This is a genomic window from Streptomyces microflavus, assembly GCF_014650075.1.
Lineage (GTDB): Bacteria > Actinomycetota > Actinomycetes > Streptomycetales > Streptomycetaceae > Streptomyces > Streptomyces microflavus.
In genome coordinates, this window is record NZ_BMUG01000018.1 from 61480 (window position 1) to 82465 (window position 20986).

Below are 20986 nucleotides of genomic sequence, written 5' to 3' on the forward strand. Positions count from 1 at the left end.
TCAGGCGTTGCCGCTCTGTGGCCACAGCTGCTCGAACTCGGCTACCTCTTCCGAGGTGAGCTGGCTGTGGCCCAGGACCCTCACCAGTGTGGTGTCCCAGGGGCGGTTGCCGCTGTGGTTCGGGGTGAGCATCACGCCGACGCTGCACAGTGAGTCCGGCCGGCCGGTGCGTTCGCCGACCTGGTGGTGGCGCAGCATGACGTAGCTGCCGAAGGACGCTTCCACGTACTTGTCGAACCGTGTCGCGCAGACGAACAGCATCTGCCGGTCGCCGGCCGCTTCTTGGTGCAGTTGGCGGCGTGAGCGCCACATGACGTGGCCGTCGGGGGCCTGCTCGACGTCGTCGAGCATGTCGAGGAGGAGCTGGCCCCATTCCTCGCGCATGCCGACGGGGAGCCGGTCGAGGTCGGCGAGCACTGTCTGCCGGTCGCTCTCGGAGATGTCGTCGCGCAGCATGCTGATGGCCACGTCTTCGAGCATGTACCGGATGACTAGATGGGTGTTGGTCTGTCCGGCCCCGGCCGGGACCTGGGGAAGCAGGGGCGTGGAGAACCGGCGGCCGCCCGGGCCGACGAGTTCGGTGTCGATGTCCACGGGCGGTGCGGCGGCGTCGGCCGCCGCGAGTTCGTAGTAGCGCACCGGCTCGTCGCCCAGCGCGATGGGCGGCGCTTCGGCCGCCCGGAACAGGTAGTCCAGCACCGCGGTGGTGGAGCGCAGCTGGTCGAAGAGGAAGTCCCAGTCCCGGCGGGTCAGGGTCAGCGCGGGCATGCCGATCGGCTCGAACGTGGGCACCATCGCGTCGGGAACCTGGTCGTGGTCGAGCAGGGACACGGCCATCCACTCGTAGGCGTCCCCGGCCACGGACAGGGAGGTGCCTCGCCCGTTGACCATGTCGGCCGCCTGGAGGCGCAGCATGCGCACGGTCCCCTTGGCCTGGCTCATCGCCTTCTTGGTCACCTTCTGGATCCAGGCCCGCTCCTCCGCGTCGCCCTTCGGTTTCACGGTGCGGCTCTTGATCTGGATGACCGCACCGCGGTTGCCGCTGAGCAGGAGCCGGTCCCCGAGTTCCCGCTGCCCGGAGCCCTTGCGGGTGAGCGAGGACTGGAACACGAAGTCGGGCAGGCCCCAGGTGGCTGCTGCGGTGTGCGCGGCCTTCTCGGCGCCGATGCCCGGTTCGACATCGGGGGGCAGGGGCATGGCCGGGGGTATTCGGCGCACGTGCGTGCCGGCGGGCGTCTCCACGATCAAGCTGACGGAGTCACTGCTGGGGTTGGTGAAACGCCACAGGGCGTCAGATGCGGTCACCGCACCCATTAGACGCCTTTCAGCCACCCAAGTACCCATATTTTCAGCGACCGCTGTCAGGCGACCAAAGCCTGCCGGTTACGGGACGGCGCGATACCAGTGACCCACGGAGATGATGTTCGGATGAGCATCGATATCGAGTGGGCTCGTGGTGAACTCGCCGGCTTTCTGAAGCTGACCGAGCTGTGCCCATCCCCTGGCCTTCTTTCGGCCGGTCGCCGCTTGTCCAACCGCGGCGGAGAACGCGAGATCGTGGCCGGCGCCCAGGTTGTGGAGCAGATCCTGGACAGGGTCTTGCCGCGGTGGCGCACGGAGGTCCCCGAGGACCGCAACAAGTCCGTCAATCGCTGGTGTCAGCACCGCGAAGCGGCGCAGCGAGCTGAGGTTGTCCTGCTGCGGGACGCGGAGGTTCGTGAGCGGCTCGGGGATGGTGCACCTCAGCTCAGTGCGGCTTCCATGCACCGGTGGGTGTGGGACGGGGCCAGGTCCCTGTGGGGCAGCGGGCATTTTCGTGAGGCGGTCACGGCCGCCGCGCGGAAGGTCAACGCGGAGGCCCAGAACAAGGTCGCCCGCCGCGACGTGAGCGAAACGGCCCTGTTCCAGAGTGTGTTCTCCAAGGACGCGGCGAAGCCCGGCCGGCCTCGCCTGCGACTGATGGCGGACGACGGCAGTGACACGTTCCGCAGTGTGCACCGCGGCGTCATGTCCTTTGCCGAGGGTTGCTTCGCGGGCATTCGGAACCCCAACAGCCATGAGGACGGGCTGCCGGAGCTGCCGGAGCACGAGGCCCTGGAACAGCTCGCGGCCTTCAGCGTCCTGGCGCGCTGGGTGGACAGCGCTGCCCTCGACGCCCCCTGAGCCTGGCCCGGGGGCTGTCAGCGCAGCAGGGCGGTGATCTCGCGGACGGCGTCGCGGGCGGGGCGGCCGACGCCGATCAGGGTGGCCGAGGCGGGCCCGGTCCAGTCGCCGTAGCCGAGGAGGTGCAGTCGAGGTTCGTCGGCGGCCCGGGTGCCGTGGGTGGGGATATGGCCGTGTTCGCCACGCAGTCCCAGCGGGGTGAGGTGGGAGAGGGCGGTGCGAAAGCCGGTGCACCAGATGATTGCTGCGGCTTCCGCTCTGGTTCCGTCCGCCCACTGCGCACCGTTCTCGGTGAGGCGGGCGAACATCGGCCGGGCTTTGAGGAGGCCGGCATCCCGTGCGGCGCGGACCGGTGCGACGGCGACGATGTCGCCGAGGGAGGCGACGCCTCCCGTGTCGGTGTTCCCGGTGTCCAGGGCTCTGCGGCGGGCGGTGGCGGCGTCGAAGAGGGCGCGGCCGTCGATGTCGTCGGCCAGGAAGCGTGCGGGCCTTTGGGTGACCCAGGTCAGGTCGGTGTGCGGTGCGAGGTCGGCGGCGATCTGGGCCCCGGAGTTGCCGCCCCCGATCACGATGACCCGTCGGCCCGCGAACTCGTCAGGGTTGCGGTACTGCACGGTGTGGAGCTGACGGCCGGTGAAGGTCTCGCGGCCGGGTACGGCGGGGAGGAAGGGCCGCCACCATGTTCCGGTGGCCGAGACGACGGCGCGGGCGGACCAGACGCCTGCGTCCGTCTCCACACGCAGCCGCTCGCTGTCACGGTGTACGGCCTTGGCGCGGACCGGCCGCACGACGGGCAGGGTGTAGCGCTCCTCGTACGCGGTCAGGTATTCGACGGCATGGTGCGCGTCCGGGTACTCCGCCCCGTCCTGGGCGGGCATGAGCCAGCCTGGCAGGGAGGAGTACGCGGCCGGGGAGAACAGGCGGAGCGAGTCCCATGTGTGCTGCCACGCGCCGCCCGGTGAGGGCTGGGCGTCGAGGATGACGAAGTCGAGGTTCTGGCGGCGCAGGTGGTAGCCAGCGGCGAAGCCCGCCTGGCCGCCACCGATCACCACCACGTCCACCACGTGGGTCACCAGGCCACCTCTGTAGCAGGGTCGGGCGTCCCGGCGCCCGCCCCACTCCTGCGCGGCACAGCTTTCACCGCCGGGCGGACGGTGAAGCGGGCCGGGGCGCGGACGGCGGGATGGGGGCGGGAACCGGGGCGGTGCATCAGTGCCGCGTGGTGATCGCGGACGGGGCGAACTTCTTGCGCCAGGCCAGGGCCACGTAGACCAGGGCGATCAGGACCGGGACTTCGATGAGGGGGCCGACGACGCCGGAGAGGGCCTGGCCGGAGGTGACGCCGAAGGTGGCGATGGCCACCGCGATGGCGAGCTCAAAGTTGTTGCCGGCGGCCGTGAAGGCCAGCGTGGTGGTGCGGTCGTAGGCGAGGCCGATGGCCTTGCCGATCAGGAAGCTGCCGAAGAACATGATCGCGAAGTACACGAGCAGCGGGAGGGCGATGCGGACCACGTCCAGCGGCTGCGAGGTGATCGTCTTCCCCTGGAGGGCGAAGAGGATGACGATCGTGAAGAGCAGGCCGTACAGGGCCCAGGGGCCGATCTTCGGGAGGAACTTCGCCTCGTAGGACTCGCGGCCCATCTTCTTCTCGCCCAGGCGGCGGGTGAGGAAGCCGGCGAGCAGGGGCACGCCGAGGAAGATGGCGACGTTCAGCGCGATCTTCCACATGGAGATGTCGAGCCGCTCCCCGTCGCCCAGGCCCAGCCAGCCGGGCAGCAGGTCGAGGTAGAGCCAGCCGAGCAGGCCGAAGGCGATGACCTGGAAGACGGAGTTCAGGGCGACCAGGACGGCTGCGGCTTCACGGTCGCCGCAGGCGAGGTCGTTCCAGATGATGACCATGGCGATGCAGCGGGCCAGGCCGACGATGATGAGGCCGGTGCGGTACTCGGGCAGGTCCGGCAGGAAGATCCACGCCAGGGCGAACATGACGGCCGGGCCGATGATCCAGTTGATGACCAGCGAGGAGGCCATCAGCTTGCGGTCGCCGGTGACGGCGTCGAGCTTGTCGTAGCGGACCTTGGCCAGGACCGGGTACATCATGATCAGCAGGCCGACGGCGATGGGCAGCGAGATGCCGCCGACCTCCACCTTGGCCAGTGCGTCGTTCAGGCCCGGGATGAGCCGTCCGAGGCCGAGGCCGAGGGCCATGGCCAGGAGGATCCAGACGGCGAGGAAGCGGTCCAAGGTGGACAGCTTCTTCACGACCGAGGGTTCCTCGGTCGTCGCGGGTGCTTGCGTGGAGGTCACGGACAGGCCCTCTTGTTCTCGGTGGCGGTACGGGCGGAGTCGGCCAGTTCGGCGAACTGGCCGGCGAGCTGGGCGATGACGTCCGGGCGGAGCTTGTAGTACGTGAAGCGGCCGCACGGTTCGGTCTCCACGACCCCGGCCTCGCGCAGGACCCTCAGATGGTTGGAGAGATTGGTCTGCCGGGCACCGGTCTCCTCCACCAGATGGCTGGTGCACAGCGTCTCGCGGGCGAGCAGGGTCACGATCCGGAGCCGGAGCGGATCGCCCAGCACCCGGATCAGTTCAGTGTCGACTGACGTCATCATGGGCTGATACTCTCACATCAGTGGCTACTGACGCCATTGGGTGCTGATGTCCCGGGCATCTGAATTCACCGCACAACGAGAGAGACCCCTGATGTCCGAAAAGCCTTCTGTGCTGTTCGTCTGTGTCCACAACGCCGGCCGTTCCCAGATGGCCGCCGCCTGGCTGACCCACCTGGCCGGGGACCGCGTCGAGGTCCGCTCCGCCGGCTCCAACCCCGGCGACACCGTCAACCCTGCCGCCGTGGAGGCGATGGCCGAGGTCGGGATCGACATCTCCGCCGCGACGCCGAAGATCCTCACCGTCGACGCCGTGAAGGAGTCCGACGTCTGCATCACCATGGGCTGCGGCGACACCTGCCCCGTCTTCCCCGGCAAGCGCTACCTCGACTGGCAGCTCGAAGACCCCTCCGGCCAGGACGTGGCCGCGGTGCGCAGGATCCGGGACGACATCAAGTTCATGGTCGAGGGCCTGATCAAGGAAATCCTCCCGGAGGGATCCAAGTGAGTTCCCCGACGGACATCCGCGACGTCATCGTCATAGGCTCCGGTCCCGCCGGCTACACCGCCGCCCTCTACACCGCCCGCGCCGACCTCAAACCCCTGCTGTTCGGCAGCAGCATCTTCGTCGGTGGCTCGCTGACGACCACGACCGAGGTCGAGAACTTCCCCGGTTTCCCCGAGGGCGTCGACGGCCCGGTCCTGATGGAGAACATGCGGGCCCAGGCCGAGAAGTTCGGCGCCGAGATGATCGACGACGATGTCGTGTCCGTCGATCTGACCGGCGACGTCAAGCTCCTCACCGACTCCGCAGGCACCGTTCACCGCGCCAGGACGGTGATCATCGCGACCGGCTCCGGCTACCGCAAGCTCGGCCTGCCGAAGGAGGACGAGCTGTCCGGCCGCGGCGTCTCGTGGTGCGCGACCTGCGACGGGTTCTTCTTCAAGGGCCGCGACATCGTCGTGGTCGGCGGCGGCGACACCGCCATGGAGGAAGCCACCTTCCTCACCCGCTTCGCCCGCTCCGTCACCGTCGTCCACCGCCGCTCCACCCTGCGCGCCTCCAAGGTCATGCAGGACCGGGCGTTCGCCGACGACAAGATCTCCTTCGCCTTCGACAGCGAGATCACCGAGATCACCGAGACCGACGGCATGCTTGCCGGCGTCGTCCTGCGCGACGTCCTCACCGGTGCCACCCGCGACCTGGACGTCACGGGGCTGTTCATCGCCATCGGCCACGATCCCCGCACCGAACTGTTCACCGGCCAGCTCGACCTCGATGCCGAGGGCTACATCACCGTCGCCGCCCCGAGCACCCGTACCAGCCTGCCTGGCGTGTTCGCGGCCGGCGACGTCGTCGACCACACCTACCGCCAGGCCATCACCGCCGCCGGCACCGGCTGTGCCGCGGCCCTGGACGCCGAGCGCTACCTCGCGGCCCTCACCGACACGAAGCGGGCCGCAGAGCCCGAAAAGACACCGGCAGCCGCCTGAACGTCCTGCTGAACCGGTCCTGCCCACCCCCTCGGGACACACCTTCCGCACCTTCCGCACGGGAGATGTGTGCGAGGCCGACGCCCGCGCCGTAGTCGAGACGCAGTGCCTCGCCGCGGCGCCCGTATGTCACGCGCAGGCCATCCACCCAGTCGTGTTCCGTCAGCTGCTGTTCGTCGGTGCGTCGCCTCCCGGGCGTTTGCATCGGCAAGCATCTATCCAGCTGGCTGGCCGTCTGGAAGGAAGCACCGGTGCATCACCGAGGGTCGAATCGACGCACTTCACTGAGAGGCGCCGCGGCAGTAGCGGTCGGCGTGTTGCTCCTTTCGGCCTGCGGACGGGGCGGCGGAGGCGAAGCCGCCCCGTCCCCCTCACGGCCGAGTCACATCTCCTGTGCGCCGAGGGGTGAGGTGGCCGGCTCGGGCTCTACAGCCCAGCAGAACGCGATGGAGTACTGGCTCCGGGAGTACCAGAGCGCCTGTCCCGGGGTGCAGCTCCGCTACAACCCCATCGGTTCCGGCGGCGGAGTGGCCCAGTTCCTGCGCGGAGCCACGCACTTCGGTGGCAGCGACACCCCGCTGTCGCAGGACGACGTCGAGTTCTCCCGCCGCACCTGCCCCGGGAGCAGGGCGATCGGCCTGCCGATGGTCGGCGGTCCCGTGGCCATCGGCTACAACGTCGAGGGCGTGGACAGCCTCGTCCTCGACGCACCGACGCTCGCCCGGATCTTCGACTCGCGGATCACGATGTGGAACGACCCGGAGATCCGGCGCCTCAACCCCGGCGCACGGCTGCCCGAGACCGGGATCAGTGCCGTGCACCGCTCCGACAACTCGGGTACCACGCAGAATTTCAACGCCTATCTGGCGGACGCTGCACCGGAGCAGTGGCCGTACGAGAAGGTGAAGGCGTGGCAGGCCAGGGGTGGTCATGCGGCACCGGGTTCCGACGGGGTCGTGTCCACCGTGAGCGGCCAGAACGGTTCGATCGGCTACTTCGAGCTGTCCTTCGCCAAGGCGGAGGGCCTGCCCACCGTGAAGCTGGATACGGGTGCCCCCGAACCGGTCACGGTCTCCGCGCGGAGCGCCTCCGCCGGCATCGCCGCCGCCAGGGTCGCCGACGGCGGCCAGGACCTGACGCTGGAGTTCGACTACCGCACCAGAGTCCCCGGCGCGTATCCGATCGTGCTGGTCACCTACGAAATCGTGTGCGCCGACGGCAACCCGGCCGATGTGCTGCCCGCACTGAAGTCTTTCCTGACCTACACAGCCAGTGAGGAGGTCCAGGCAGGGCTGGCGCATATCCACTACGCCCCGCTGCCTGAGAAGGTGGCCTCACGGGTGCGGCACGTGGTGAGCACGCTGTCCTGACCCAGGCCGCCGGGGAGTCGGCACTGCCAGGCGACCAGGACGGGAGGCCGTCAGCTGGTCGTCCGCTCCAGGATGTCCCGGACCCTGCGGAGCCCTTCGGGGTCGACCGAGAACCAGGCCCAGGTTCCGCGCCGCTCCCGCTTGAGGATCCCGGCTTCCGTCATGATCTTCAGGTGGTGGCTCACGGTGGGCTGGCGCAGGCCGAGGCAGTCGGTCAGGTCGCACACACACGCCTCACGGGTGGGGGAGCGTTCGATCAGGCGCAGTATCTGCAGCCGGGTGGGGTCGGCGATGGCCTTGAGGGCCGCGGCCATGCGTTCGGCCTCTTCGCGGTCGATCAGCAGGCAGGACAGCTGTGGCACGCACGTGGGCGCCTGGTCGTCCGCGACGGTCTCCGTCGCCTCGTAAGCAGTGATGGCCATCTATCCACCATATGGGCCGGTGAGCGGCCCCTGGGGCGCCTGTGGCTCTTGCCACTTTGAATTCACTTACCGTTCACTCCCATCTATATCGATCAACTTAGATATAGATGAGCGACTATGATGAGTGCCGGATTTCGAAAAGGGGTGCAGTCATGGATGAACCACCACCACTCGGCCGCGCCACCCCGCCCCTGCGGAGCGCCGACGCGCTCCTGGCGCGGATCACCGCCCGGCTCGCCGTGCGCCACCGCCGCACCTTCTCGCAGGCCACCGTCGCCCAGTACGTGGAGGAGTGCGCCGCTCTCCTTACCGGCCGGGCCCGTGCCGTCAAGCATCTTCCGGTCCTGGTGGAGCGGTTCGCCGATGAGCGTCTGCGCGGCCTCGCCCGAGCCCGCGGGCTCTCAGGCACGTCCCTGCCCGCGGTGCTTTTCGTCTGCACGGAGAACGCCGGGCGCTCCCAGCTGGCCGGTGCGCTGCTGCGCCGGCGCGCGCTCGGTGCGGTCAGGGTCATGACGGCGGGATCGGGGCCGGCGGCCGGCATCTCGCCCGTAGTGGTCCGGCTGCTGGCGGAGCAGGGGCTCGACACCGGGGAGGACTTCCCCAAGCCGCTCACCACCGAGGTCGTCGACGCCGCGGACCTGGTGATCACGCTCGGCTGCGCCGATGCCTGCCCTGTGCGTCCTGGCCGCCGTTACCTCAACTGGGACCTGCCGGACCTCGGCGGTCTCGACATCGAGAGCGCACGCGCCGTGCGGGACAGCCTGCACACGCGTATCGACCGCCTGGCGGCAGAGCTGACCGCGCCGTCTGCGTCCCCTGCGTGACCGGCCGGGTGTGACGGGCCGGCCAGGAACCGGTGCTTCGCCCTGGGGAGCGGGAGCGCTCAGCTGGCCGGATACCGCACGGTGGAATGCCCCGGGCGGACAGCTGCGTCGGACCCCCAGGATGTGAGGCCGGCCGGCGGGGCACCGCCAAGCAGCCCGCCGGCCGGTGTTCGGGCCGATGCGCCCCGCTAGGGGTGCGCATCGGTGAGGCAGAGGGAGATCAACGTCCGGGCTTCCGCGAGGGTGCGGGCCGCGATGATCTCTCTCATGGTCTGGGAGTCGGTGGTGAACGTCTGTGAGGTCGACTGGCCGGTGGCCTGGAACCGGACACGGACCTTCGCCGACCACCACCGTTTTCGGTGGAAGAGCGTGCCGATCCTAGGGATGTGATGCCGCCCGTGCACAGCGCCGCGGCGGGGATAGTGCACGGCCCAGGGAGGCAGGTCGATGTACGAGTCGTCCTCCTGCCTCTCGGCCATCACGGCTGCCTATGTCCGGGCGGCCGGCCGGGAGGAGGAGAGCGGTGGCCGCATGGGGTCTGAGGGCCTGCACTCCAGGCGGTAGCCCATGCCGCGGATCGCGTCGATGGTGCAGCAGCTTCCCGCGCCTTCCCGCAGGCGTTGCCGTACGCGGCGGACGTGGACGGTGAGGGTGTTGCTGTCCAGGCTCTTCGTGCCCCACAGGACCTGGGTCAGCTCCGGCCGGGAGACGAGCCGGTTGACGTTCTGCATGAGGTAGCGCAGCAGCATGAATTCACGGACCGGCAGCTGGAGCGAGCGTCCTCGTACGTAGACGTGAAACCCGACGGGATCAAGCTCGATGTCACCGACGACCAGCGTTGCGGCCGCCTTGTCGTCCGGTGTGAGTCCTGCTGTGAGGAGGGGGAGGATTTCCTCGATCCGGTAGGGCCGCGCGACGAAGGCGACGGCACCCGCGGCGAGGGCGGCGGTCGCCTCCTCGGTCCCGTCCGGTCCGGCACCGACGATGACGGGCACAGGGCTGAGCCGGTTGATCAGGCGGGTGACGTCTGCGGCGTTCACCACCGGCAGCGGTGCTCCGAGCAGTACGGCGCCGGGGTGCTGTGCTCCGACCTGGAGCAGGGCTTCGGCGCCGTCGTGGCAGGCGATCACGCTCACGCCGGCGGCCGAGAACCGTGCCATGGCCTGCTTTGCCAGCTCCTCGTCGGGCTCGGCCATCAGCAGGGCCGGGGTACTGCTGTCGTCCGGGCCGTCCGGAGACCTTCGTGCGGCGGTCTCCGGTGGTCGTCGTGCGTCGGGGGTCACCCGGGTACTCCTTTACGTGGCGGCGCAAAGAGCAGCATTGGCTTCGGGGTCAGCCGAAGCGGCCCGAGATGTAGTCCTCGGTGCGCTGGTCGGAGGGGTTGGAGAAGATGCGTTCGGTCTCGTCGTACTCGACGAGGCGTCCGTGGCGGACCCCCGCGTCGTCGACGTCGGCGGTGAAGAAGGCCGTGCGGTCGGAGACGCGGGCGGCCTGCTGCATGTTGTGGGTGACGACGATGATCGTGAACTCACGGGCGAGGTGCGTCATGAGGTCTTCGATCTTGGCGGTGGCGATCGGGTCGAGGGCCGAGCAGGGCTCGTCCATGAGGATCACCTCGGGCTTGACCGCGATGGTGCGGGCGATGCACAGCCGCTGCTGCTGACCGCCGGAGAGGGCGAGCGCGGACGTCTTGAGCTTGTCCTTGACCTCGTCCCAGAGCGCCGCGTGGGTGAGGGTCTCCTCGACGAGGTCGTCCAGGTTGCCCTGGAACCCGCCGACGCGGGGGCCGTAGGCGATGTTGTCGTAGATCGACTTGGGGAACGGGTTCGGCTTCTGGAAGACCATGCCGATCCGGCGGCGGACCTCGATCGGGTCGACGTCCCGGCCGTAGAGGTCCTCGTTGTGGTAGTGGACCTTGCCGGCCACGCGGGCGCTGGGGACGAGGTCGTTCATGCGGTTGAAGCACCGCAGCACGGTGGACTTGCCGCAGCCGGAGGGGCCGATCATCGCGGTGATCTGCCGGTGCCCGATGGTCATGTTGACGTCGCGTACGGCCTCGTGGTCGCCGTAGAAGACGGACAGGCTGCCGACCTCGAAGACGGGTCCGGCCAGCGAGGGGGCGCTGCGGAAGGCGACCTGCGGAATCCTCGTGCCGCCGGTGGCGTCGGAGGGAGGGGTCATGGCGGTCTCCTGCACAGAGTCGGCGGGGTCGAGGTGTCGGGTCGCGGAGGGTGGGGAGGTCATGGCGGTCACCAGGTGCGGGAGTAGCGGTTGCGGAGCCAGATCGCCACGGAGTTCATCGCCAGCAGGATCGCCAGCAGGATCACGATGGCGGCGGAGGCGAGCGAGACGAACTCGGCACGGGACTGGCTGATCCAGTTGAAGATCTGGATCGGCAGGACGGTGAACTGGCTCTGCACGCCGCTGGGGTTGAACGTGATGAACGTCAGACCGCCGAGCAGAAGCAGCGGTGCCGCCTCGCCGATGGCGCGGGACAGGGCCAGGATCGAACCGGTGGCCATGCCGGGCACGGCCGCGGGCAGGACCTGGCGCCAGATGGTCTGCCACTGCGTGGCGCCCAGGGCGAGCGACGCCTGCCGAATGGACTGCGGGACCGCCCGGATCGCCTCCCGGGAGGAGATGATCACCACCGGCAGGACCAGCAGGGACAGCGTCAGGGACGCGGTCAGCACGGTCTGCCCGAAGCCGAGGCCGCGGGAGATGATGCCGAGGCCGAGGATGCCGTAGACGATCGAGGGCACGGCGGCCAGGTTCTGAATGTTGATCTCGATCGCGCGGTTCCACCACTTGTCCGGGTCGGCGTACTCCTCCAGGTAGATGGCGGTGAGGATGCCGGTCGGGAGGCAGTAGGCGGCGGTGAAGCCGATGACCCAGACCGTGCCCATGATCGCCGACTGGGCCCCGCCCTGCGTCGGGTCGATGTAGTCGGGGAAGTTCATCCACAGCCGCGGGTCCAGCCGCGACCAGCCCTCGCTGAGCACGTAGGCGAGCAGCGAGGCGAGGAAGACGACGGCGACGGCGAGCGAGACCCACAGACTCAGGTGGAAGACCCGCTCGCGAAGCGGGGTCCCCTTGCCCTTGAGCCGGGGAGCGTCCTGGTGGATGGTGGCATCGCGATCGATGACTTTAGAACTCATTCGTACACCTCGCGGTACTTGCGCACCAGACGGATACTCAGCAGGTTCATCACCAGCGTCATCACGAACAGCAGGGCACCCACGGCGAAGATCGTCTGGTAGCCGGTCGAGCCGGTGGGCAGGTCGCCGATGCCGGCCGCGGCGATGAACGCGGTCATCGTCTGCATGCCTTCGAGCGGGTTGAAGGACAGGTTCGGCTGCCCGCCCGCCGCGATGGCCACGATCATCGTCTCGCCGAGCGCCCGGGAGATACCCAGGACGACGGCGGCGACGATGCCGGACAGCGCGGCGGGGAACACCACGCGGGTGGAGACCTGCATGCGGGAGGAGCCGAGGGCGAACGCGCCGTCGCGCAGCGCGCGGGGCACCGCGCTCATCGAGTCCTCGGCGAGCGACGCGATCGTCGGGATGATCATGATGCCCATGACGAAGCCCGCGGCGAGCGCGTTGAAGATCTGCGGCCCGTCACCGGCGGGCCAGATGCTCTGCAGGACCGGGGTGATGGCCTTCAGCGCGAAGAAGCCGTACACGACCGTGGGGATACCCGCGAGAACCTCAAGCAGCGGCTTGAAGATCTTCCGCACGCGCTTGTTCGCGTACTCGCTCAGGTACACCGCGGCACCCAGGCCCAGCGGAACAGCCACCAGCAGGGCGATGAGCGTGACCATCAGGGTGCCGCCGACCAGCGGCAGGACGCCGAAGGAGGCGGGCTTGAACAGGGGCGCCCAGTTGGTTCCGGTGAGGAACTCACCGAAGTCGACCTTGGAGAAGAACTCGCCGGCCGGGGGGATCAGGGCGATGACGATGCCGATCGTGGTCAGCACCGAGACCAGGGAGGCGGCCACCAGGAGGACCTTGATGACCTTCTCGCCGTAGCGCGGCTGGGACCGCTTCAGGAAGCCGGGGCTTCCTGAAGCGGCCCGCCGTGAAGAGAGGGTGGAACTCATCAGGAGTGCTGCTCCCGCAGAGTCGCGAGGTCCTTCTCCAGCTCCTTCTGCTGCTCGGCGTTGAGCGGCACGAACTGGGCCTTCTCGGCGATCTCGGCGCTGTTCTCGACGTAGTACTCGACGAACGCCTCGGCCTCGGGCTTCTCCAGGGAGGATGCCTTCGGGTAGATGAACAGCTGCCGGCCCAGCGGCGTGTAGGTGCCGTTCTGCACCGTCTCGACGCCGGGGGCGACGCAGCCCTTGCCTCCGTCGATCTTGAGGGCCTTCAGCTTGTCCTTGTTCTCCTCGAAGTAGGAGAGGCCGAAGTAGCCGATGCCGCCCTTGGAGCCGGACACGCCGCGGACGGTGACGTTGTCGTCCTCGCTCGGGTTGTAGTCGGTGCGCGAGGCGCCTTCCTCACCGTTGATGGCGTCGGTGAAGTAGTCGAAGGTGCCCGAGTCGGTGCCCGCGCCGAACAGGTCCATCTTCTGGTTCGGGAACTTCGGGTCGACCTGGTTCCAGTTGTTCACCTTGGAGCCGGGCTCCCAGATCTTCTTGAGCTGCTCGACGGTCAGGCACTCGACGAAGTCGTTGTCCTTGCTCACCACGACCGACAGGCCGTCGTTGGCGACCGAGAACTCCTCGAACTTCACGCCCTTCTTCTCGCAGAGGGCCTTCTCCTCGTCCTTGATCTCCCGGGAGGCGTTGGAGATGTCGGTCTCGCCGGCGCAGAACTTCTCAAAGCCGCCGCCGGTGCCGGAGGTCCCGACCGTGACCTTCACGCCCGGGTTCGCCTGCTGGAAGAGCTGGGCGGCCACGGTGGACAGCGGGGCCACCGTGCTCGACCCGTCCACCTTGACGGTCCCGGACAGCTTGTCGCCACCCTCACCGCCCGAACCGGCGTCGGCACCGCCGCACGCACTCGCGGCCAGCATCACAGCAGCCGTCAGAGCCAAAGGAGCCTTGGCCCGGCGCAACGAAGTGGAAATGTTCACGACTCTCGACCCTCGTGTCTGCCGGTACACCCGGCTGTCTGCATCAGGTGCGCAGCGCACCCCGTTCGGACTCCTTCATCGAAGTCTGCCTATATGAACACGGGGTGTACGAGGGGCCCATCGGGTATGAACGATAGCTAGTCATCTCTATAGATGGATAATGATGTTTGCGTGCGGGGTGCGCTTCTCGGTCAACGCCTCGCCTTCATCGCCCCGACCGTTTGGCCGGAACGCGCGCCACGGGCGTGGGGCAAGGGGCTCCTCCAGCTCCGGCTCCCCTGCAGAGTTGGGCTCCCGTTCACCTTTCGGATGCCCCTCGGTGCCCACGCTGCGCCTAGCGTCACGGATCGATGGTCACCTATATGGGGCCGCTTTTCGTATCCGACCGCGTGGAGGACCTCGTGCTCGAACAGCCCGAAAGCCACACAGACCGCTCAGCGGACCTGCCCCTGCTGCCCAGCCACAACACGGCACGCTCAGCTCTCACCTGCCGTTACCGGTGCGGCGACGCCTGCTCCCACGACGCTCCCAACCGCTCGCTCAACACCTACTTCGGCGACATCGTCCACCAGGTGTCCCGCCGCGGAGCGCTCAAGAGCGGCGCGGTCCTCGCCCTCGCCGCAGCCGCCGGAACAGCGGTCGCCACACCCGCGGCGGCGTCCGGCACGGCCACCACGCCCGCCGCCCACCGCGGTCCGGACCGAGGTGCGGGCCGCCTGCCTCGCGGTCTGCGCTTCGAGGCAGTGCCGCCGAACACCGCCGACGCCGTCACCGTTCCGTCCGAATACGCGCAGCAGGTCGTCATCCGCTGGGGTGACCCGGTCCTGCGCGGTGCGCCCCGCTTCGACGCCCGCCGCCAGAGCGTCGCGGCTCAGTCCCGACAGTTTGGTTACAACTGCGACTACATGGCCTTGCTCGACCTCCCGGCGCACTGCCACGGCGACCAGCTGCTCGTGGTCAACCACGAGTACACCAACGAAGAGATCATGTTCTTCGGCTACGACCCCGCCAACCCGACTCGCGAGCAGGTCGAGATCGCCTGGGCCGCCCACGGCCTGACCGTCCTCAGCGTCCGCACCGATCGACGCTCCGGCCGACTGTGGCCGATCAGTGGCGACGCGCTCAACCGCCGCATCACCGCCACCACCCCGTTCGAGCTCACCGGCCCGGCGGCCGGCAGCGACCTCCTCAAGACCAGCGCCGACCCCGCCGGCCGCACCGTGCTGGGCACGCTGAACAACTGCGGCGGCGGCGTCACGCCGTGGGGCACCGTCTTGTCCGGCGAGGAGAACTTCAACCAGTACTTTGCCAACGCCGCCTCCGTCACGGACCCGACCGCCAAGCAGCGTCTGGCCCGCTACGGCCTGCCGACCGGCACCAGCCAGCGCAAGTGGGAGCGCTTCGACGACCGCTTCGACCTCGGAAAGGAACCGAACGAGGCCAACCGGCACGGCTGGATCGTCGAGATCGATCCGTACGACCGCGACTCCGTACCTCGCAAGCGCACGGCCCTCGGCCGGTTCAAGCACGAGGCCGCCGAACCCCGCCTGACCAGCGACGGCCGGGTCGCCCTCTACATGGGTGACGACGAGCGATTCGACTACCTCTACAAGTTCGTCTCCACCTACCGGTTCAAGAAGGGTAAGAGCCGGGCCGCCCGAGGGCACAACCTCCGCCTACTCGACGAAGGCACCCTCTTCGTCGCCAAGTTCACCGGGGACAGCCCGATCGCCGAGATCGACGGCACCGGCACTCTCCCCGAGGACGGCGACTTCGCGGGCTCAGGTACCTGGATCCCGCTCGTCACCGGCAACACCTCCCACGTCGCAGGCATGGCCGCCGATGAGGTCTATGTCTTCACCCGGCTGGCCGCCGACAAGGTCGGCGCCACCAAGATGGACCGCCCCGAAGACGTCGAGCCCCACCCTCACACCGGCCGCCTCTACGTCGCGCTCACCAACAACAAGGACCGAGGAGCCGTCGGCAAGACCGGCCCCGACGAGGCCAACCCGCGCAACGGCAACAAGCACGGCCACATCCTCGAACTCGACGAACGCCGCGCAGACGCGGCAGCGACGTCCTTCAACTGGCGCCTCATGTTCGTATGTGGCGACCCCAAGGACCCCTCCACCTACTTCGCAGGCTTCGACAAGAGCCAGGTCAGCCAGATCTCCTGCCCCGACAACATTGCCTTCGACGAACACGGCAACCTCTGGCTCGCCACCGACGGCGCCGCCCTCGGTGCCAACGACGGGCTTTTCGCCGTCCCGGTCACGGGGCCGCACCGGGGCCACGTCAAGCAGTTCCTGACCGTCCCCAAGGGCGCCGAGACCTGCGGCCCGATCATCACCGACGACCGCATCCTCATCGCCGCCCAGCACCCGGGCGAACTCGACGGCGCCACCTCGGAGAACCCTGGCTCGGCCTGGCCCGACGGGCCCGGAACGATCCCCCGACCGTCCGTCGTCGCGGTGTGGGAGACCGGTTACCCCCACTGACCTGCAGAGGCAGCGTTGCCACATGCATACATGGTCCGCCTGCGCCGACTTTGAGTAGTGACGCCGGTCGCGACCGGCGGCCCCGTCCTCCTCGTCAGCCAGGGGCGTCGCTCTCCCGACCAGCACGGGTCACTCGCGCCGGAGAAGTAGGCACCCGACTGGGCAAGTTAAACCGGGTGCGTTGGTCACGCGTTGGTCACACAGTGGCTCCAGCATCTGTCTTTTGCCTGGTCAGGGTGGGTATTTGAAACGACGGCCGGGGCCACCACCCCCGGCCGCACTCGGTCAGAACAACCACCTGACCTGCAGGCTTATCGCCCGGGCTTAGGTTTTCGTCTTCCGGCTGTATCGGCCTGCTCCCAGGCATTTCGGTCTGTTCCTGGGCGCTGTTGGTCACGCGTTGGTCATGCGCCCATCCATGGGTCGGCTTCTGTGGGCTGTGGCGTCGTGAGTGCCTCCTGTTGGGGGCGCGGCCCATCCGGAATCCAGGCGAGCGGAAGCGAGACGCGTGTTGAGATTCGACAGCGTATGAACCGAGCCCATTCTCCATGAAGGAGGCTGGGCGAACGGGCGGGAATGAGCAGGCCCCCTTAGGTCGCCGCAGGAGCGCACTACCTTCCCGAGGCTGTTCGTGGACCTGTGCGCAGTGCGGACATGGAGGCGAGAACGGAAACCGCTGCCAGTGCTCCAAACAGCTGTGGGTAGCCGTCCAGTGGTATGGCCAGTGCGGCTCCTGCGAAGGGGCGAGGGCGGCGGCGGTGGTGGTTGGCTCTGCGAGGAGGCCGGACAGGCGGCCGTAGTGGGTGGTGCCCCATCGGTCGGTGATCGCGGTGGCCTGGAGCAGTGTGAGGTTGCTGCTGAAGATCCCGGCGACTACCGAGAGAGCGATCAGAGGGGCGTACGGGCCCGGGGCGAGCGCGAGTGCCGCGGTGGTGAGGCCGCCGAGTGCGATCAGTGTGGTCGTGCGCGCGGTGACTTTGGCGCGGCGGGTGGTGGCCGCGTAAAGGGTGCGTCCGAGGGTCTGTCCGGCGGCGCCCAGTCCGAGTGCCCATGCTGCCTCGCTGGTGGAGTAGCCGCGTTCCAGCAGGAGGGGAACAAGGGCAACGACCGCGGCCGAGACGGTGAACGCGGAGAGCGTGAGTGCGACCGCGAGCCGCCGTCTTTGCGGACTGGCTCGCGTCTGCTGTCGAGGGCGACGGTGCTGAAGGCCAGGGGGCTCTGAGTGCCAGCGCGTGGGCGGGAATCGTGACGGCGGCGAGCACCGTGTAGGTCATGCGCCATTGCAGGTGGTCGGCCAGTGGCGGCGAAGGCGGGCTGGTAGAGGGTGGCCGCCATGGCGGAGCCCGCGAGCACCCAACCGGCGAAGATCAGCGGCAGGTTCGGGGCGGCGGCGACGATGAGGACGCTCAGCACGCAGAGGACAGAGCCGGCCGTCATGACGGTGCGGGGACCGACCGTGGTGATGGATGATTCGGCCCACGCGTATGCCGACAAACGCGAAGGAGCGTTCCCGTGCGCGCTTCCTCGGCGGCTGGCCCGCTTCCCTCACGCGGGGTCTTGGCTGATCGGGTCGGCCGGAGCTGGCGGCAGTTGTGTGGCGTGGACGGTGCTGCCCTGCACCGTCCACCCCACGTCAGCTCAGTCCTTGCCCAGCAGCTTGTTCATCTGCTCGATCTCAGCGGTCTGGCCCTTGATGATCTCGTCGGCCAGTTTCTTGGCCGGCGGGTACTCGCCCTCGGTCTTCTCGGTCGTGGCCATCGCGACTGCCCCCTCGTGATGCCTGACCATCATCTCGAGGAACATGGTGTCGAACGCGGCACCGGATGCCTTCTCCAGCTTCTCCATATCCTGTGCGCTCATCATCCCGGGCATGTCCGCCGAGTGGTCCATGCCCGGCATCTCCTCGGGCACCTTCTCGCCCCACGCGGTGAGCCAGCCGGACATGGTCTCGATCTCTGGGTCCTGCGCGCCCTTGATCTTCGTGGCGAGGTCCTTCACCTCGGTGGAAGACGCTCGGGTGGGAGCCAGGTCGGCCATCTCGACTGCTTGGCGGTGATGCGGAATCATCTCCTGCGCGAAGGCTGTGTCCGCCTTGTTGTGCGCGCCGGCCTGAGCGGAAGTGGTTGCCGACGACGGGGACTCGGACTTCATCGATCCCATGTCGTGGCCTTCGTCGCTGCCCCCGCAGGCGGCCAGCACCAGAGCGGCGCTCGCGGTCGCCGCGACGAGCGCGGCGCGGCGGATCAGTGAACGGTTCGACTTCATGACTGAACTCCTGGGCATTGCGGTGAGTGAGTACGCCTGCTGGCGATGCCGGAACCGGTTCAGGTCACGCGGCACCGCAGGGGTGTGCTCTATATCCGCAGAAGCTGGAGTTCGGCCAGGGTCGGAGGAGCACGGGCTCCCTCGGGCGCTCCGTACAGGGAGGCGGGGACTGCCTCCACTCTTGGCAGCAGGCACTCTGGCGAAGGGGTCAGTCCGGGGAGAGCGGGGCCCCCGCCCACCGCACCTGACGAACAGGTGGCTTCCGAGTGGTCGGCGCCGCCGTCGTGGCAGCTGCCGTGCGGATCGGAACGGCACTCGTCGTGAGCGGACGCGGTCTCGTTCCCATGCCCGGCGACCATGGCGGCAGCGACCGGGCGCTCCGGCATCGGCAGGGCGCCGGGCGCCAGTGCGTGCATTCCGAGCAGCCCTGCCAGCAGCCCGAGGACGAGCAGCGCGCGCAGCCGCGGCGAGGGCCGCGGTTTTACGACGTGCTCGATATGGGTCACGTGTTCATCCTAAGCATGTATCCGTCCCAGCGATCAGCCAGCGTGTGTGTGTCGCCTCGATCGCTCATCGTGATCACGCAGCTCATGGCCCACACGGGGACACGACCCCGACGAGCCTGCAGCGACCTACGTCTCCTCGTGGTGCACCGCCGCTCAAGGCACCTTGCACTGCCTGACTGGCCGCGCTATCGATGAAGCCCTGGCAGGGTGATCGGCACCGCGATCAGGCTGTCTGTCGGCCTCCGTGGTCGCCGGTCAGGGCAGAGCGTGCCGGAGTGGGAAACACCTTCACCGACCTTGGGTAACCGGGACAAGCACGTCGTGACGTGCAACGTGGACAAGGGCGGCAGTCGGTGTGGGGCTTCCGGTCTCGATCGCCTTGAACCAGCCGATCGCTGACAAGGTGGAGGTCGAGCGCGGCGGAAAGTGGCAGCGTCTCCGGCCGTCGAGGGCTCCTGGGACTGGATGAAGGGCCGCGACGGCAAGGCGACCCGTGCCGGAGGGGGTGCCGTGGACCCCTCTTGGAATGAAGTCACTAAGGTGGTTAGTATGCACAGTCGAACCTTCGCCCGGTCGATCACCCGACAGGGGTGGCGGCGAAGGTACCGCCGAATCCGCAATGTCCACGCGGAGTCGAGGAGCTTGAATCACGCGCTCTCGGCAGGCGGCTGAGGAAGAAGGAGCTCGCCCCAGTGGCGTCCCACCGTCGTCCCAAGCAGCCGAACCACTCGTATGCGACCGTGCTCACGGCGACCGCGGCCGCCGCCGTGGCTCTCTCCACGCAGACCGCGTCGGCCGATCCGCTGCCGGACCCCAGTAAGAAGGGGGTCAAGGCGCAGGTCGACCGTCTCTACGAGGAGGCCACACAGGCCACGGAGAAGTACAACGGTGCGGACGAGAAGCGGAAGACGCTGCAGAAGCAGGTCGAGGATCTGCAGGACACGGTCGCCAGCGGTCAAGCGGAGCTCAACTCCCTTCGCCACGGGTTGGGATCGATGGCCAGAGCGCAGTACCGCAGCGGTGGCGTCGACCCGTCGGTACAGCTTCTTCTCTCCTCCGACCCCGATGGGTACCTTGACAAGGCGTCCAGTCTTGACCGCCTGAGCGCCCAACAGGTCAGTGCGGTCCAGGAGTGGCAGTCGAAGCAGCGGGACCTCCAGCAGAAGCGCAATGAGGCGACGGTGAAACTCAAGGATCTTGAGAGCGCCCGCAAGGATATCGGGAGTAAGAAGAAGGAGATCCAGGGCAAGCTCGCAAAGGCCCGGGAGCTCCTCAATACCCTGACGGCCGAAGAGCGGGCCAAGATCACCGCTGAAGAGGATCGGGCCAACCGGTCCAGCGAGCGAGTCGAGCTCGGCAATGAGGCTAGCGCGTCGCAGCGTGGTGCCGCAGCCTTCGCTGCGGCCAAGAGCAGGGTCGGCATGCCGTACGTGTGGGGAGCGGCCGGGCCGAACTCCTTCGACTGCTCCGGTCTGACCTCCTGGGCATTCCAGCAGGCGGGTGTCGCCATTCCCCGCACATCGCAGACACAGGCGAATGCTGGCACCCGGATCAATTCCCTCAGCGCTCTCAAACCGGGCGACCTCATCATCATGCGTACCGACCTGAGCCATGTTGGCTTCTACGCTGGAAACGGGCAGATCCTCCACGCACCGAAGCCCGGTTCCCAGGTGCGCTACGAGTCGATCAGCCGCAGTGGGATGCCGTTCATGTGGGGCGTCCGCATCTGAGCACCCTCAAGCCCGCTTCACACCGG

The 20986-nt window shown here is 68.3% G+C and carries 20 protein-coding genes and 1 pseudogene; 7 read left to right on the forward strand and 14 right to left on the reverse strand.

The window, feature by feature from the left end:
• Entirely contained in the window at positions 1 to 1305 is a 1305-nt protein-coding gene (locus tag IE264_RS35655) for a hypothetical protein (protein WP_158706562.1), read from the reverse strand.
• A gap of 123 nt (positions 1306 to 1428) precedes the next feature.
• Here IE264_RS35655 and IE264_RS35660 point away from each other — a divergent pair, with 123 nt between their 5' ends.
• The gene (locus IE264_RS35660) at positions 1429 to 2163 is read left to right on the forward strand and encodes a TIGR02391 family protein (RefSeq protein WP_032758941.1); all 735 of its coding nucleotides are present in this window, start codon (positions 1429 to 1431) and stop codon (positions 2161 to 2163) included.
• Between the two features lie 17 nt (positions 2164 to 2180).
• On the opposite strand, the gene IE264_RS35665 is transcribed toward IE264_RS35660, so the two are convergent.
• From IE264_RS35665 to IE264_RS35675, 3 genes are all read right to left on the reverse strand, one after another.
• Positions 2181 to 3236, reverse strand: a complete 1056-nt coding sequence (locus IE264_RS35665; RefSeq protein WP_032758940.1) for an ArsO family NAD(P)H-dependent flavin-containing monooxygenase — start codon at positions 3234 to 3236, stop codon at positions 2181 to 2183.
• 136 nt (positions 3237 to 3372) lie between these two features.
• Positions 3373 to 4470: an ACR3 family arsenite efflux transporter gene (gene arsB, locus IE264_RS35670; protein WP_032758939.1), complete on the reverse strand. Its 1098-nt coding sequence runs from the start codon at positions 4468 to 4470 to the stop codon at positions 3373 to 3375.
• Positions 4467 to 4775, reverse strand: coding sequence for an ArsR/SmtB family transcription factor (locus IE264_RS35675; protein WP_032758937.1), 309 nt, complete (start codon positions 4773 to 4775; stop codon positions 4467 to 4469). Before IE264_RS35675 ends, arsB begins: the two co-directional genes overlap by 4 nt.
• A 91-nt stretch (positions 4776 to 4866) precedes the next feature.
• On the opposite strand from IE264_RS35675, the gene IE264_RS35680 reads away from it, so the two are divergent.
• From IE264_RS35680 to pstS, 3 genes are all read left to right on the forward strand, one after another.
• Positions 4867 to 5280, forward strand: a complete 414-nt coding sequence (locus IE264_RS35680; RefSeq protein ID WP_032758936.1) for an arsenate reductase ArsC — start codon at positions 4867 to 4869, stop codon at positions 5278 to 5280.
• Entirely contained in the window at positions 5277 to 6266 is a 990-nt protein-coding gene (gene trxB / locus IE264_RS35685; RefSeq protein WP_032758935.1) for a thioredoxin-disulfide reductase, read from the forward strand. The genes IE264_RS35680 and trxB overlap by 4 nt, the downstream gene beginning before the upstream one ends.
• A gap of 251 nt (positions 6267 to 6517) precedes the next feature.
• A complete protein-coding gene (gene pstS / locus IE264_RS35690; RefSeq protein ID WP_032758933.1) occupies positions 6518 to 7636 on the forward strand; it encodes a phosphate ABC transporter substrate-binding protein PstS in 1119 nt (372 codons plus the stop codon).
• 50 nt (positions 7637 to 7686) lie between these two features.
• Here pstS and IE264_RS35695 read toward each other — a convergent pair whose 3' ends face one another.
• Complete coding sequence (locus tag IE264_RS35695) at positions 7687 to 8058, reverse strand: ArsR/SmtB family transcription factor (RefSeq protein ID WP_051821938.1); 372 nt, start codon at positions 8056 to 8058, stop codon at positions 7687 to 7689.
• A gap of 152 nt (positions 8059 to 8210) precedes the next feature.
• Here IE264_RS35695 and IE264_RS35700 point away from each other — a divergent pair, with 152 nt between their 5' ends.
• Entirely contained in the window at positions 8211 to 8882 is a 672-nt protein-coding gene (locus IE264_RS35700) for an arsenate reductase/protein-tyrosine-phosphatase family protein (RefSeq protein ID WP_051821937.1), read from the forward strand.
• Between the two features lie 188 nt (positions 8883 to 9070).
• Here IE264_RS35700 and IE264_RS35705 read toward each other — a convergent pair whose 3' ends face one another.
• The 6 genes from IE264_RS35705 to IE264_RS35730 form a co-directional block, all read right to left on the reverse strand.
• A complete protein-coding gene (locus tag IE264_RS35705; protein WP_158706561.1) occupies positions 9071 to 9361 on the reverse strand; it encodes a hypothetical protein in 291 nt (96 codons plus the stop codon).
• A gap of 9 nt (positions 9362 to 9370) precedes the next feature.
• Positions 9371 to 10165: a response regulator transcription factor gene (locus tag IE264_RS35710; RefSeq protein ID WP_032758931.1), complete on the reverse strand. Its 795-nt coding sequence runs from the start codon at positions 10163 to 10165 to the stop codon at positions 9371 to 9373.
• A 49-nt stretch (positions 10166 to 10214) separates the two neighbouring features.
• On the reverse strand, positions 10215 to 11063 hold the full coding sequence (gene pstB, locus IE264_RS35715) for a phosphate ABC transporter ATP-binding protein PstB (RefSeq protein WP_032758929.1): 849 nt from the start codon (positions 11061 to 11063) through the stop codon (positions 10215 to 10217).
• Between the two features lie 68 nt (positions 11064 to 11131).
• The gene (gene pstA / locus IE264_RS35720) at positions 11132 to 12040 is read right to left on the reverse strand and encodes a phosphate ABC transporter permease PstA (protein WP_051821936.1); all 909 of its coding nucleotides are present in this window, start codon (positions 12038 to 12040) and stop codon (positions 11132 to 11134) included.
• Positions 12037 to 12987 carry a phosphate ABC transporter permease subunit PstC gene (pstC, locus tag IE264_RS35725; protein WP_032758928.1) on the reverse strand — a complete coding sequence of 317 codons (951 nt, stop codon included), beginning with the start codon at positions 12985 to 12987 and terminating at the stop codon, positions 12037 to 12039. The genes pstA and pstC overlap by 4 nt, the downstream gene beginning before the upstream one ends.
• Positions 12987 to 13961 (reverse strand): PstS family phosphate ABC transporter substrate-binding protein, encoded by a 975-nt coding sequence (locus tag IE264_RS35730; protein WP_032758927.1) that lies wholly within the window; start codon positions 13959 to 13961, stop codon positions 12987 to 12989. The genes pstC and IE264_RS35730 overlap by 1 nt, the downstream gene beginning before the upstream one ends.
• A 401-nt stretch (positions 13962 to 14362) precedes the next feature.
• On the opposite strand from IE264_RS35730, the gene IE264_RS35735 reads away from it, so the two are divergent.
• Positions 14363 to 16459 (forward strand): PhoX family protein, encoded by a 2097-nt coding sequence (locus tag IE264_RS35735; protein WP_229887945.1) that lies wholly within the window; start codon positions 14363 to 14365, stop codon positions 16457 to 16459.
• A gap of 611 nt (positions 16460 to 17070) precedes the next feature.
• Here IE264_RS35735 and IE264_RS38290 read toward each other — a convergent pair.
• From IE264_RS38290 to IE264_RS35745, 3 genes and pseudogenes are all read right to left on the reverse strand, one after another.
• A pseudogene (locus tag IE264_RS38290) lies at positions 17071 to 18008 on the reverse strand (MFS transporter).
• A gap of 89 nt (positions 18009 to 18097) precedes the next feature.
• Entirely contained in the window at positions 18098 to 18724 is a 627-nt protein-coding gene (locus IE264_RS35740) for a DUF305 domain-containing protein (protein ID WP_032758926.1), read from the reverse strand.
• An 89-nt stretch (positions 18725 to 18813) separates the two neighbouring features.
• On the reverse strand, positions 18814 to 19230 hold the full coding sequence (locus tag IE264_RS35745; RefSeq protein ID WP_229887947.1) for a DUF6153 family protein: 417 nt from the start codon (positions 19228 to 19230) through the stop codon (positions 18814 to 18816).
• Between the two features lie 692 nt (positions 19231 to 19922).
• On the opposite strand from IE264_RS35745, the gene IE264_RS35750 reads away from it, so the two are divergent.
• Positions 19923 to 20960: a C40 family peptidase gene (locus IE264_RS35750; RefSeq protein ID WP_032758925.1), complete on the forward strand. Its 1038-nt coding sequence runs from the start codon at positions 19923 to 19925 to the stop codon at positions 20958 to 20960.
• Positions 20961 to 20986: the final 26 nt, after the last annotated feature.